The organism is Glycomyces sp. NPDC046736, assembly GCF_040645615.1.
Taxonomy (GTDB): Bacteria; Actinomycetota; Actinomycetes; order Mycobacteriales; family Micromonosporaceae; genus Glycomyces.
Genome location: NZ_JBEYYO010000013.1, coordinates 1 through 12,520, shown reverse-complemented (window position 1 = coordinate 12,520; position 12,520 = coordinate 1). Strand labels below are relative to the sequence as shown.

13 protein-coding genes are annotated in these 12,520 nt (G+C 70.5%); 4 read left to right on the top strand and 9 right to left on the bottom strand.

From position 1 onward, the window contains the following. Positions 1 to 11 precede the first annotated feature (11 nt). The 3 genes from AB0B28_RS14030 to AB0B28_RS14020 are packed head-to-tail and all read right to left on the bottom strand — an operon-like array spanning position 12 to position 2,340. Entirely contained in the window at positions 12 to 758 is a 747-nt protein-coding gene (locus AB0B28_RS14030) for an amino acid ABC transporter ATP-binding protein (RefSeq protein ID WP_360120692.1), read from the bottom strand. Further along, the gene (locus tag AB0B28_RS14025; RefSeq protein WP_360120949.1) at positions 755 to 1,537 is read right to left on the bottom strand and encodes an amino acid ABC transporter permease; all 783 of its coding nucleotides are present in this window, start codon (positions 1,535 to 1,537) and stop codon (positions 755 to 757) included. Before AB0B28_RS14025 ends, AB0B28_RS14030 begins: the two co-directional genes overlap by 4 nt. Before the next feature lie 20 nt (positions 1,538 to 1,557). Further along, the gene (locus AB0B28_RS14020; RefSeq protein WP_360120690.1) at positions 1,558 to 2,340 is read right to left on the bottom strand and encodes a transporter substrate-binding domain-containing protein; all 783 of its coding nucleotides are present in this window, start codon (positions 2,338 to 2,340) and stop codon (positions 1,558 to 1,560) included. Positions 2,341 to 2,496: 156 nt separating this feature from the next. On the opposite strand from AB0B28_RS14020, the gene AB0B28_RS14015 reads away from it, so the two are divergent. Continuing rightward, positions 2,497 to 3,402: a 5'-3' exonuclease gene (locus AB0B28_RS14015; protein WP_360120688.1), complete on the top strand. Its 906-nt coding sequence runs from the start codon at positions 2,497 to 2,499 to the stop codon at positions 3,400 to 3,402. A gap of 250 nt (positions 3,403 to 3,652) precedes the next feature. Here AB0B28_RS14015 and AB0B28_RS14010 read toward each other — a convergent pair whose 3' ends face one another. Then, positions 3,653 to 6,379, bottom strand: coding sequence for a DEAD/DEAH box helicase (locus AB0B28_RS14010; RefSeq protein ID WP_360120686.1), 2,727 nt, complete (start codon positions 6,377 to 6,379; stop codon positions 3,653 to 3,655). Positions 6,380 to 6,497: 118 nt separating this feature from the next. Here AB0B28_RS14010 and AB0B28_RS14005 point away from each other — a divergent pair, with 118 nt between their 5' ends. Next, on the top strand, positions 6,498 to 7,235 hold the full coding sequence (locus AB0B28_RS14005) for an HAD-IA family hydrolase (RefSeq protein ID WP_360120684.1): 738 nt from the start codon (positions 6,498 to 6,500) through the stop codon (positions 7,233 to 7,235). Positions 7,236 to 7,307: 72 nt separating this feature from the next. Here AB0B28_RS14005 and tatC read toward each other — a convergent pair whose 3' ends face one another. From tatC to AB0B28_RS13980, 5 genes are all read right to left on the bottom strand, one after another. Further along, a complete protein-coding gene (tatC, locus tag AB0B28_RS14000) occupies positions 7,308 to 8,294 on the bottom strand; it encodes a twin-arginine translocase subunit TatC (RefSeq protein ID WP_360120682.1) in 987 nt (328 codons plus the stop codon). Positions 8,295 to 8,313: 19 nt separating this feature from the next. Beyond that, positions 8,314 to 8,598 (bottom strand): Sec-independent protein translocase subunit TatA, encoded by a 285-nt coding sequence (tatA, locus tag AB0B28_RS13995; RefSeq protein WP_360120680.1) that lies wholly within the window; start codon positions 8,596 to 8,598, stop codon positions 8,314 to 8,316. A gap of 263 nt (positions 8,599 to 8,861) precedes the next feature. Next, positions 8,862 to 9,068 (bottom strand): hypothetical protein, encoded by a 207-nt coding sequence (locus tag AB0B28_RS13990; RefSeq protein WP_360120678.1) that lies wholly within the window; start codon positions 9,066 to 9,068, stop codon positions 8,862 to 8,864. A gap of 54 nt (positions 9,069 to 9,122) precedes the next feature. Continuing rightward, positions 9,123 to 10,052: a WYL domain-containing protein gene (locus AB0B28_RS13985; RefSeq protein WP_360120676.1), complete on the bottom strand. Its 930-nt coding sequence runs from the start codon at positions 10,050 to 10,052 to the stop codon at positions 9,123 to 9,125. Between the two features lie 2 nt (positions 10,053 to 10,054). Then, positions 10,055 to 11,050, bottom strand: a complete 996-nt coding sequence (locus AB0B28_RS13980; RefSeq protein ID WP_360120675.1) for a WYL domain-containing protein — start codon at positions 11,048 to 11,050, stop codon at positions 10,055 to 10,057. A 99-nt stretch (positions 11,051 to 11,149) separates the two neighbouring features. Between AB0B28_RS13980 and AB0B28_RS13975 the strand changes: the two genes are divergently transcribed. Both AB0B28_RS13975 and AB0B28_RS13970 read left to right on the top strand, forming a co-directional pair. Continuing rightward, positions 11,150 to 12,241 (top strand): DUF3866 family protein, encoded by a 1,092-nt coding sequence (locus tag AB0B28_RS13975; RefSeq protein WP_360120674.1) that lies wholly within the window; start codon positions 11,150 to 11,152, stop codon positions 12,239 to 12,241. Positions 12,242 to 12,349: 108 nt separating this feature from the next. Next, on the top strand, positions 12,350 to 12,520 hold a 171-nt coding region (locus tag AB0B28_RS13970; RefSeq protein ID WP_360120947.1), incomplete at its 3' end, for a pantoate--beta-alanine ligase.

Sequence of the window (12,520 nt, the reverse complement as noted above, 5' to 3'; positions counted from 1 at the left end):
CCCCAATGATGTCAGTCCGCGGGGTGGAGGACGCGGTGGAGGAACTCGCGGGCGCGCTCGGTCCGGGGGTTGGCGAGCACGTCGGCGGGCGGCCCGGACTCGACGATGACGCCGCCGTCGAGGAACAGCACCCGGTCGGCGACTTCGCGGGCGAAGGCCATCTCGTGGGTCACGACCAGCATCGTCATGCCTTCGGCCGCAAGGCCTTTCATGACGGCGAGGACTTCGCCGACGAGTTCGGGGTCCAGGGCGCTGGTCGGTTCGTCGAACAGCATGAGCTTGGGGCTCATGGCGAGTGCGCGGGCGATGGCCACGCGCTGCTGCTGGCCGCCGGAGAGCTGGGCGGGGCGGGCGCGTTCCTTGCCTTCGATGCCGACTTCGGCGAGGCGGCGCCTGGCTTCGGCTTCGGCTTCGGCCTTGGGGGTCTTTCGGACCCGCCGTTGGGCGATGGTGACGTTGTCGAGGATCGACAGGTGGCTGAACAGGTTGAACTGCTGGAAGACCATGCCGATGTCGCGGCGGGCGGCGTCGAGGTCGGCGTCGGGGCCGGTGAGGTCGTGCCCGGCGGCGACGATGTGGCCTTCGGTGGGGGTCTCCAGGAGGTTGACGCAGCGCAGGAGCGTGGACTTGCCCGACCCGGAGGGGCCGATGAGGCACACCACTTCGCCTTCGTCGATGTCGAGGTCGATGCCGCGCAGGACCTCGTTGTCGCCGAAGGACTTGCGCAGGCCCCTGACTTCCACGATCGGTTCGGTCATCGCGATTCTCCTCGCTTCTCCAGGCGGCGGGCCAGCGCCGAGAGCGGCACGGTCAACAGCAGGTAGAGCAGGCCGCCGACGAGCAGCGGGGTGGCGTTGGCGGTGGAGGTCAGTTCATTGCGGGCGAACTTGGACAGTTCCATGGTGGCGGTGGTGACGCCGAGGACGAACACGAGGCTGGAGTCCTTGGTGAGCATCACCAGTTCGTTGGTCAGCGGCGGGATGACGATGCGCAGGGCCTGGGGCAGGACCACGGTGACCATGGTGCGGGTGTGGCTCATGCCGAGGGACCGGGCCGCCTCGATCTGTCCTTTGGGGACCGCTTGGATGCCGGCGCGGACGCTTTCGGCGATGTAGGCCGAGGAGGTCAGGCCCAGGCCGAGCGCGACCTGGCCGTAGACGCCGCCGGGGTACTGGATGCCCGGGAAGGCCTGGGGGACGCCGAAGCCGACCAGGAAGAGCACCAGGAGCGCGGGCAGGCCGCGGAAGATCTCGACGTAGACGGTGGCGGCCCAGCGGTAGGGCCCGAACTCGGAGACGCGCATGAGCGCGACGGGCACGCCGACGACCATGCCGAACGCGAACGCGAGCAGGGTGTAGACGATGGTGTTCCCGAAGGCGGTCCAGACCTCGGGGAACATCTCGGCGGCGACGTCTGCTTGGAGGAAGGAGTCGACTATGCGGCCCCAGTCGGCGACGACCGCCAGCGCGATGAGGACCGCGGCGATGACGGCGTACTGGATCGCGCGGGCGATCCGGCGCCGCTGCCGCGGTGTCATGCGCGGCTCGGCTTCGGCGGTCACTGCTGGTCGCCGGTGTAGGGCTCGCCGATCCACTTCTCGTACAGCTCGGCGTAGGTGCCGTCGTCGAAGGCCTCGGTGAGCATGGCGTTGACTTCGTCGAGCAGTTCGGTGTCGTCCTTTTGGACGGCGAAGGCGTAGTGCTCTTCGGTCACGATCGACTGCACGAGCTGGAGCTCGGGCGCGGATTCGATCATCTTGTTCCAGGTGGCGAGGTCGGCGATGGAGGCGTCGACGGACTCGGCGGTCAGGGCCGAGGCGATGTCGCCCATGGTCTCGAACTCGATGACCTCGTAGCCGTAGGCCTCGGCGTTGTCGTCGGCGTAGGACTTGCCGGTGGTGCCGGACTGGACGGCGACCTTGAGGCCGGAGAGGTCCTCCAGGGAGGTCACGGCCGAGCCGGAGGGGACGACGAGGGCCTGGTCGGCGCGGTAGTAGGCCTGGGACATGCCCATGGCGTCCTTGCGTTCCTCGGTGATGGAGATGCCGGCGGCGGCGATGTCGCAGGTCCCGGCGTTGAGGGCCGAGCCCGAGCCGATGGAGTCGAAGTCGATCTCGACGACTTCGACGGTCTGGTCGAGGCGGTCGGCCAGGAGCTGCATGAGGTCCATGTCGAAGCCGACGTACTCGCCGTCCTCGCGGTACTCGAAGGGCTCGAAGGGGATGTTGGTGCAGACGGTGAGGGTGTCCTCGCCGGAGTCGGACGAGCATGCGGCGGTGGCGGCCAGACCCGTCCCGATCAGGGCGAGTGCGGCGGCGGCGCGGCGGGCGGTCGTGTTCACCTGAGGGCTCCTCGTGAGTAGCGGACGGGCCGATCTTTCCGGTCGGACCCTCTCATAGTTGTGGCACCCGGCCATTAATGTGGCAGGTTTCGCACTAAGTGACGGGTGAAATCGCCGTTCGCGTGTCCTGTCGTCCGCTCATGAGAGAGTGGTCCGATGCTGATGCTCATCGACGCCGCCTCGCTGTGGTACCGGGCCTACTACGGGCTGCCGTCCTCGATCAAGGCCCCCGACGGGCGCCGCGCGGGCGCGGTACGCGGATTCTTCGACGGCCTGGCGGTCCTGGCGCGGCGCTTCTCCCCCACCGGGATGGTGTGCTGCCTGGAGGGGAACTGGCGGCCCGAGTGGCGCGTGGAGCTCATGCCGGGCTACAAGGCCGAGCGGGCGCAGCCGGACGGCTCGGAGGACACCCCGGAGGGCCTGGACGACCAGGTCGCGGCGATCGAGGCGCTGCTGCCGGCGCTGGGGATCGCAACTGCGACGCACCCGTCGTACGAGGCCGACGACGTGATCGCCACGCTGGCCTCGCGCACGGCCGAGCCGGTGCTGGTCGTCACCGGCGACCGGGACCTGTTCCAGCTCGTCGACGATGAGCGGGACCGCAAGGTCGTATACCTCGCACGCGGGATATCTAAAGCAGAATTGTTCGACGGCGAGGCGGTGGCGACGAAGTTCGGGGTCGGGCCGAATCACTACGTGGACTTCGCGGTCCTGCGCGGCGACCCCTCGGACGGGCTGCCAGGAGTCAAGGGCATCGGCGCGAAGACGGCGGTGACGCTGGTGAACACGTACGGCGGCATCGCGGGGTTGAAGGCCGCGGCAGCGGAGGAGGGCTCGGACCTCCCTGAGCGCCAACGCAAGTCGATCCTGGAGACGACGGACTACCTCGACCGGGCGGTCACGGTCTCGACGGCGGTGACCGACGTGGACGTACCCGTGGTGGACGGGGCACTGCCCCACTCCCCCGCCGACCCCGCGAAGGTCGAGGCCCTGTCGGCGGAATGGGGCGTGGCCTCGGCCCTCGCCAGGTTCAATGAGGCGATCACCACACCGAAGGCCTGATCGACCCCGAACTGTCACACCCCAAGCGCACCATTGAAAACCGGGGGCCCATCCCCAGGGCCGAAGCGGACGTTCGGCGTGCCTTGTGGAACCCGCCTCGGGGGCCGATGTCGTACCCCCATGGCAGCATTGAACATCGGGGGCCCATTCCCCAGGGGCCTGAAGACGTTCGGCGTGCCCTGCGGGCGTTGCCGCTCTCGCGCCATGCGTCTCGGCCGGACCGCGCAAAGCGCGGTCCGGCCGACATCGCTCACACGTCGGCCACCACGCCTCGGCGGATCGCGTCCACCGCTTCGAAGGCGGCGTCGGCGAGCTTATGGGATGACTCGGTGTCGAGATACCGCGCTGCTGTGCCCATCTGGTGCAGCAGGTCCGCCGTGCGGCGGGCCCAGCGCACGAAGTCGCCGCCAGGCATCGGCCACGGGCCGTCGGCCGCCGCGAGGGCCTTCGACAGCTCCTCGCCGTTGGTCCACCGGTAGATCGGCCAGGCCAGGCCCATCTGCGGCCGCGAGATCAGCGACAGGCCCCGCTGGTTCTCGGCCCGCCGGATCGCCTCCCAGCGCCGCGTGGTCTTCGCGACCTGCTCGGTGATCTGACCGGGCACCGCCACGAAGAACTCGTCCTCCTCGAACCGCGACTCGTAGATCACCGTCGAGGCCACCGCCGCCAGCGCCGGCGCCGGCAGGCCCTCCCAGATGCCGTCGCGCAGGCACTGCGCGACCAGCAGGTCGGTCTCCACGAACAGGTTGCGCAGCAGGCGGCCCGCGTCGGTGACGGTCTCGCCTTCGAGGTACCCGAACTCGGTGAGGACCTCGCGCACCGCCGTGAACTGGCGGGCGAGAGAGTGCTCGCGGCGCTCGGAGCGGTGTCGCAGCAGCTCCTCCTCGCGTTTGAGGCGGGCCCAGCGCGACGCGTGCACCGTGTGCTGCCCGGCGTCGGGGCAGGTGCGGCACGGGTGCGCCTTGACCTCCTCACGCAGCCGCGCGATCTCGGGCGTGGCGGCCGAACCGCCGCGCCGGGTCGGGCGGGAGCGGTCGCGGGTGGCCTCCCTCAGGCTGGAGGCGAGGTCGGAGCGGGACTTCGCGTCGCGGCGGTCGAAGCGCTTGGGCATGCGGATCTTGGTGACGACCTCGACGCCGCCGTCGAACGCGGAGGTCTCCAGGGTCCCGGCCCAACCGTCGGCGGTGAGCACGGCCCACCGCGGGTCGTGGTGGCGCGAGCCGCCGGTGGGGCGCAGGAACACGGCCCAGCCGGTGCGCTTGCCGCGCGAGATCCACACGACGTCGCCGCCGCGGAGCTGTTCGAGGCGGGTGCGGGCCTCGTCGCGCAGGGCGCCCTTGCGGCGCTTCTGCGCGCCCCGTTCGGCGTGCGAGAGCTGTTGCGTCAGTTCGTAGTAGGCGAGGAAGTCGCCCTGGTCGCAAGCGGCGCCCTTGGCGGCTTCGGCCGCGCGGCGGCCGAGGCTGCGGGCCTGCTCGGCGATGTGGACGGCCTCGGAGTCGGACTGGAACTGCGCGAACGAGGAGGCCAGGACCTCTTGGGCGCGTGCGACTCCGGCGGCGCCGATGAGGTTGACGGACATGTTGTAGGAGGGCGCGAACGAGGAGTTGAGCGGGTAGGTGCGCTTGGAGGCGAGCCCGGCGAGCTCCTTGGGGCGCACGTCCTCGGCCCAGACGGTGACCGCGTGGCCCTCGACGTCGATGCCGCGGCGCCCGGCGCGACCGGTGAGCTGCGTGTACTGGCCGGGGGTGAGCATGACGTGGTCGGAGCCGTCGTACTTGATGAGGCGTTCGAGGACCACCGAACGGGCGGGCATGTTGATGCCCAGCGCGAGGGTCTCGGTGGCGAAGACGGCCTTGAGCAGGCCGCGCTCGAAGAGCTTCTCGACGACTTCCTTGAACACCGGGAGGAGCCCTGCGTGGTGGGCGGCGATCCCGGCCGCGAGCCCGGCGAGCCAGCGTTCGAAGCCGACCGCATCGAGGTCGGCGGGGTCGATGTGGGCGACCGAGGCGGTGGCGTAGTCGAGGATCTCGTCCCGTTCGCGCCCGTCGGTCAGTCGCAGCCCGGCGCGCACGCATTCGTCGACGGCCGCGTCGCAGCCGGCGCGGGAGAAGATGAAGTAGATCGCCGGGAGCAGCGCGGCCTGGTCGAGGCGCGAGACCACGCGGCCGCGGTCGACATAGGGGCGGCCGCGGCGGCGGCCGCCTGAGCGGGCCTCGCCCCGCTCGCGGGCGCGGGCGTCCTTTTTGAGCAGTTCCTTGGAGACGTGGTCGCCGTCGGGTTCGAACAGGTCGAGCAGGGCCCCGCCGACCATCATGTGCTGCCACAGCGGGACCGGCCGGGTCTCGGAGACCACGACCTCGGTGGAGCCGCGGACGCTCTTGAGCCAGTCGCCGAACTCCTCGGCGTTGGACACGGTGGCCGAGAGGGAGACCACGCGGACCTCTTGCGGGAGTTCGATGATGATCTCCTCCCACACGGCGCCGCGGAACCGGTCGGCGAGGTAGTGGACCTCGTCCATGACCACGTAGCGCAGGCCCGCGAGGGTGGGCGAGGCGGCGTAGATCATGTTCCGCAGGACCTCGGTGGTCATGACCACGATCGGGGCCTCGCCGTTGACGACGGTGTCGCCGGTCAAGAGTCCCACGTTTTCGGCGCCGTGGGCCTCGACCAGGTCGTTGAACTTCTGGTTCGAGAGGGCCTTGATGGGGGTGGTGTAGAAGCACTTGCGGCCCTCGGCCAGCGCCAGGTGCACGGCGAACTCGCCGACGACGGTCTTCCCGGCGCCGGTGGGGGCGCACACGAGCACGCCGTGGCCGCTTTCGAGGTGGCGGCAGGCTTGGATCTGGAAGTCGTCGAGTTCGAACGGGTAGTCCCCTGCGAAGGCCGCGAGCTCGGGCCAGTGCCGACGCGCGCGGGCGGCGGCGTGGCGTTGTGCCGGGGAGCGGTCGTCGGCGTCAGGCACGTCGGCGGTAACCATGCGCCCAACACTAGTCGGCCGGGCCGACATAAGCACTTCGGTTACCTACCGGCACTCCGTTCACATGCCGCGAGCACCCGGCTGTGACGACGCCTACACGGCCGGGTATCGTCCGTTTGTGCACCGGGATTCCTCACCAGGAGACGACGATGCGGGACGCGGCGCGGTCGACGCGGTCCTGTTCGATTTCCACGGCACCTTGGCGCAGCTCGAACCCTTGACCCGATCGGTCTCGCTGGCCGCCGAGGCCTGCGGGAGTCAGCTCTCGCCGCTCGCCGTGACCGCGCTGGCCGACGCCATCGGCGCTCAAGGCTGGCCCGGTTCGGGCATGGAGCCGCGGGTGCGGCCGCATTTCGCCGACGCGTGGGCTGACCGGGATCTGGACGAGGAGGCCCACCGCGAGGCGTACACCGAGCTCGCGGCGCAGGCCCACGGCGCTTTCGAGGGTCTCGCGGAGGCCTTGTACGACCGGATGTCGTCCCCGGAGGGGTGGGTCGCGTTCGCGGACACGATCGCCACGCTGGTGTCGCTCAAGGCGCAGGGGTATCCGATCGCGCTGGTCTCGAACATCGGGTTCGACGCGCGGCCGATCCTGCGACGGCTGGGGATCGACCGGTTCATCGACGCGTGGGTGCTGTCCTATGAGGTCGGGTACTGCAAGCCGGACGAAAAGATCTTCTACGCGGCCTGCCATGCGCTGGACGTGGAGCCGGGGCGGGTGTTGATGGTCGGCGACTCGATGGCCGACGCGGGCGCGGCGGGCGTGGGGGCCAGGTGCTTCCTGGTGCCGCACGCCGAGGCGGGCCGGGCGGTCGGGTTGGACGCGGTGCTGCGGCTGGTGCGGGCCGGTTGTTAAGCGCGAATAGACGAAGTGAGGGCCCCGGCGCATCGCGCCGGGGCCCTTTCACCGTTCACTTCGGAGGTGACGTCAGGTGATGTCGTCGTATCCGTCCACTCGGCGGCCGAGGCGGTTGCGCCGCTCGGGTGCTGCCGAGGGATAGTCCTCGTCGTCGAGGCCGCTGGCGTTGACGCCTGCGGCCTCGCCGAGGTCGTCGGCCGAGCCGATGTCACCGGCTTCGTCGTCGCCGAGGTTGTCGTCGCCGTACTCGACGCCCTTGCGCTTGTCGTTGAGGTAGGCGACGCCGCAGGCCCCGAGGTAGAGGATGAGCATGCAGATCGCCAGCGCCGTCATGCCGAACGGGTCGGGCGTGGGGGTGAAGACCGCGGTGAAGGCGAAGCTCACCACGACCACGATGCGCCACCAGCCGAGCATCCGCTTGGCGGAGACGAGACCGATCACGTTGAGCATCAGCATGATCAGGGGGAACTCGAACCCGATGCCGAAGACCATCATCACCGAGATGAAGAAGTTGAGGTAGTCCTCGAGGTTCAGCAGGATGACGAATTCCTGGCTCGCCAGGAGCATGATGAATTCCATGCCGTGGGCGACCACGAAGTAGGCGAGGATCGCGCCGGCGAGGAACAGCGGGGCGGCGATGCCGATGAACAGGTACGCGTACTTGCGTTCGTTGCGGTGCAAGCCCGGGGCGATGAAAGCCCACAGCTGGTAGAGCCAGATCGGTGCGGTCGCGACGAGCGCAGAGTACAGCGCGATCTTCAGCATCAGGGCGATGTGCGAGATCGGTGAGTTGAGCACCGCTTGGCACTTCGCGCCGTCACCTCGCTCGGTCAGCGAACCGTCGCCGAGCGCCGAGCAGTACGGGTCGGCCAGGAACTTGATGAGGTCGTCGGCGAAGAAGAACGCGACAATGGTGCCTACGAGGATCGCGATCACCGCGACCATGAGGCGCTGCCGCAGGTCGGCGAGGTGCTCCATGAGCGTCATGGAGCCGTCGGCGGCGCGCTGGAACTTGGTCTTGCGTTTCCTGGCGCGCCGCGGAGGTGCGTCTGCCATCGTGTCGGCCGCGGGCGGGCTAGTTGGTCTTCTTGCGGTCGGCGTCGACGGACTCGCCGTCGATCACGGACTCGGTGACCGGCGCGGGCGGGTCGAGCGGCTCACGGCCGTGCTTGGGCTCGGCGCGGGTGTCGCCGTCCTGCTCGGGGTTGGTGCCGTCCTTCTTCATCGCTTCGGTCTCGGACTTGAGGATCCGCATGGAGCGACCCAGACCCCTGGCCATGTCGGGGAGCTTCCTGGAGCCGAACACCAGCAAGATGACAACGACGAGAATGAGAATGTGCCAGGGCTTCAATGCACCCATTGTTCGGTCCCTCCGGGTATGTGTCGGTGACGTTAACCATCGTATGCCGCACTGGAGGCGGCTGCCACGGTGGCCGAGATCGGGTTCACCCCGAGGTCACCGGCTGTAAGCGCGACTACGACCTAGTCGAGCCGGACAAGCATGACCGACGTTTGACACTTCCGTCAACACTGGAGGCTTCGGGATCGCCGATCTTTATCAGAATGTGGCGGCCGCCGCGGCGGTGTGTCACGTTTTCGCCTGTCGTCGGTGTTCGTGACGCGTCATTCTCCGGGCCGGGCGGTGGCCTTCTTCGCTTCGGCGAGTGTGAGGTTGAGGCGTTCTTGCAGTTCTTGCGCTTGGCCGACGCGCTCTTGGACGCGGTCGAGGTTCAGCCGCAGTTCCTTGAGGCCGCCGCGGAGCCGGGTGGCGGCCACGGCCAGCAGGACCAGCCCGGCGAGTGCGAGCACGACCGATATCGCCCAGATCATCGCCACAGTGTATCGGTGCGTCCCGGCTCGGGGTGGGCGGCCGCGCGGGCGGGTTCAGGCGGCGCTGTAGCGGGCGAGGGCCGCGGAGGCGGTCTGGCGGACCGATTCGCGCAGTTCGGCGGGGGCGACGACTTCGGCCTCGCCGCCGAGGCCGAGCACGAACCGGCGGGCCCAGTCGAGGTCGCGGACCCGCATGGTGACGCGGCGGCGCCCGTCCGCTTCGCCGGTGACCGAGTCGCACGGGTGCGAGTCGACCACGCCTTTCGCGCCGGGGCCCAGGAGCAGTTCGATGCGCGGCAGTTCGGAGGCGAGGAACGCGGTGGGCGCGGGCGGGTTGGTCAGGCGCAGCGGCTCCGAGGGCTCGTCCAGTTCGGCGCAGGCGTCGATGCGGTCGACGCGGAACTGGCGGATCTCCCCTGCGGTGCGGCACCAGGCCCGCAGATAGGCGTGGCCGTCGGCAACGATGACCTCGATGGGGTCGACGACCCTCTCGGAGGTGGTGTCGCGGCTGGCCGAGTAGTAGGTGATGCGGGCGGCGTGCCCGGAGGCGACGAGGTCGGCGTAGCGCTCGGCCCCGGGGCCGGCGGTCTCGCGGACGGTGACGTCGGCGGGGGCCTCGCCAGCGGCCGCGGCGAGCTTGTCGAGCGCGGAGGCGATCGCGGCCCGGTCGCCCACGCCGGGCGTGTCGTCGAGGACCCGCAGGGCCACCGAGAGCGCGAGTGCCTCGTGGGCGGCCAGGCGCACGGGCCGGTCCATCCCGGCGGCGAACAGGACCCGCACGCCGTCGCCGTCGAAGGCGAGGTCGATGAGGTCGCCGGGGCCGTAGCCGGGCAGGCCGCACATCCACAGCATCGTCAGGTCCGACTGGATCTGGTCGGCGGGCACGTCGAAGTCGGCCGCGATCTCGGTCACGGGGACCCCGTCGGGCCGGTTGACCAGGTACGGCACGAGGTTGAGCAGGCGGGCGAGGCGGCTGGTGGACACGTTCACTCCGTTTCCGAGGAGACCGGGCGCTCGGTGTCCGCCAGCGCCTGGAGGCACGCGACGGTCTCCTTGACCAGTTCGGGCGGTTCGAGGACGAGCACGTCGGCGCCGAAGGACGCGAGCCAGGCGGCGGTGGCGGTCGTGTCGTGGAAGGAGAAGCAGGCCTGGTCGCCTTCGGGGGTGCGCGGGCCGATCTGGTCGGCGCGGCGGCGCACGCCCCAGGCGCGTTTGGGCCGGACGAGGACCTTCGCGCGGGAAGGGAGCTGCTGGGCTTCGGACGCGGAGGCGAACGCGAGCACGTCGACGTCCTCGGGGATGTCGAAGGCTCCTTCGGCGCCGGTGAGGCGGACCTTCCCGGTGATACGGGAGAGGCGGAAGACGCGCTGCGCGCCGCGGTCGAGGTCAAATCCGGCGACGTACCAGCGCCCGCGCCAGGCCGCGCAGCCCCACGGCTGGAGGCGGCGCTGCTGGGCGGTCTCGTCCCGGTTGCCGAGGTAGTCGAAGACGACGGCGCGGCGGGAGGCGACCGCTTCGAGGAACGGCGCGAGGGCGGCCTCGGCGCCGGGCAGGGACGTGACCGGTGAGGCGGCGGCGTGGGACTCGACGTCGATGCCGGCGGCGCGGAGTTTGCGCAGGGCTTCGGCGGACCCGGACTGGAGTTCGGGCTGCTGCCACAGGCGGGCGGCGGCGGCCACGGCGGCGGCCTCGGCGTCGGTGAACTCGATCTGCGGGAGCTCGAAGTCGGAGCGGGCGATGCGGTAGCCCGGCTCGGCGTCGCCGATGAAGTCGGTGCCGGACTGGAGCGGGATGCCGATGCGGCGCAGTTCGGCCTTGTCGCGTTCGAACTTGCGCTGGAACGCGTCGTGGGCCTTCTTGTCGTCGGGGTCGTGCTCGTAGCCGGGCACGATCCCGGCGATCCTGCCGGCGGTCTGGAAGCGCCGCGAGGACAGCAGGCAGAGCACCAGGTTCACCAGTCGTTCCGTGCGATCGTTGGCCACCCGCCAAGCCTATGCCCTCGCGGCTCGGGGCCGCCAAAGGCCTGCGGCGAGTACCACTCGGCTCGGTCTCGCGGGCGGGCCCTTGGTAAGGTCCGGGCCGTGATCAGATGGCGATACGGGACCGTCACCGGGGTGCGCGGCGCATGGCGCGGGTGCACCGAGCTGGACGTGGACGTGGAGGCCCGCGAGGGCGAGGACGCGTTCGCGTGCCGGGGCCTGGCCTACGACGCTCTCGTGGGCGTCCCCCAGGTCGGCGACCGGGTGCTGCTCAACTGCAACGCCATCGCGAAGGGCCTGGGTACGGGCGGGTACGCGCTGGTCGTGGCCGTCCCCGACCGGCTCCCGGCCGACGTGGACGGGCCCGGGCACATCGTCAAGGCCCGGTACACCCCGATGCAGGCGATGCGCCTGGCCGTGGACGAGGACGACTCGCCGCACCGGGCGGCCGTGGAGGCCTGCGAGGACCTCGGCGGGATGCCGGTGGTGGTCGCGGACCTGCACTCGGCGCTCGCGCCGGTGCTCGCCGGGATCCATGCCACGGCACCGCAGGCGCGGGTCGCTTACGTGATGACCGACGGCGGGGCGCTCCCGGCGTGGTTCTCGCGGCAGCTCGACCAGCTTTCGGACCGGCTGTGCACGGTGGTGACGGCCGGGCAGTGCTTCGGCGGGGACCTGGAGGCCACGAACGTCCACAACGCGCTCATCGCGGCGCGGGTGGTCGGGAACGCGGACATCGCGATCGTGGCGCAGGGCCCGGGGAACCTCGGCACCGGCACGGTGTGGGGGTTCTCGGGCACGGCGGCGGGCGAGGCGGTCAACGCCGCGGCGGTGCTCGGCGGGCGGCCGGTCGCGTCGCTGCGGATCTCCGAAGGCGATGCGCGCGAACGGCATCGCGGTATCTCGCACCATTCGATGACGGCGTACGGGAAAGTCGCCTTGGCGGCCGCCGACGTCCCGGTCCCCGACGAGCTCCCGGTGGACCTGGAGGCGAAGATCCGCGACCAGCTCCTCGAGCTGCCCGAACGCCACCGCCAGATCGAGATCGACTGCTCCGGTCTGGCCGAGGCCTTGGAGGCGCTCCCGGTCCGGCTGTCGACGATGGGCCGCGGCCTCGACCGCGACCGCGTCTACTTCATGGCAGAAGCCGCAGCGGGTCGCCACGCCGCGCAGATAACGAAACGCCGAGCCTGACCGCTCCCTCGCGGCTGCTTCTCAAGCGGTGCAAGGGAACGCGGCTCCAGTCCGAAGCCGAACGTCGGGTTCTCCGAGCCCGGTGCCCCGCCGGGTCGCGGCCGCGTCGTGCGCCGCCGCGGCCGACTCGATCCCGCTCCGCGCGCACCGGCCGCACTGCGCTTGGCATGGTCCGCTGCTTCGGCTCACAACGCCGTCCTCGCGTCCCCCGACGCATTGGTCCCCACGATGGGGGCGCTGCACGACGGCCACCGCGCGAACCTCAAGCGCGCCAAGGAG

Bases quoted from the DNA above. Each gene is read 5' to 3' on its own strand.
- AB0B28_RS14030 (WP_360120692.1), bottom strand. From the start codon at position 758: ATGACCGAACCGATCGTGGAAGTCAGGGGCCTGCGCAAGTCCTTCGGC.
- AB0B28_RS14025 (WP_360120949.1), bottom strand. From the start codon at position 1,537: ATGACACCGCGGCAGCGGCGCCGGATCGCCCGCGCGATCCAGTACGCC.
- AB0B28_RS14015 (WP_360120688.1), top strand. From the start codon at position 2,497: ATGCTGATGCTCATCGACGCCGCCTCGCTGTGGTACCGGGCCTACTAC.
- AB0B28_RS14010 (WP_360120686.1), bottom strand. From the start codon at position 6,379: ATGGTTACCGCCGACGTGCCTGACGCCGACGACCGCTCCCCGGCACAA.
- tatC (WP_360120682.1), bottom strand. From the start codon at position 8,294: ATGGCAGACGCACCTCCGCGGCGCGCCAGGAAACGCAAGACCAAGTTC.
- tatA (WP_360120680.1), bottom strand. From the start codon at position 8,598: ATGGGTGCATTGAAGCCCTGGCACATTCTCATTCTCGTCGTTGTCATC.
- AB0B28_RS13990 (WP_360120678.1), bottom strand. From the start codon at position 9,068: ATGATCTGGGCGATATCGGTCGTGCTCGCACTCGCCGGGCTGGTCCTG.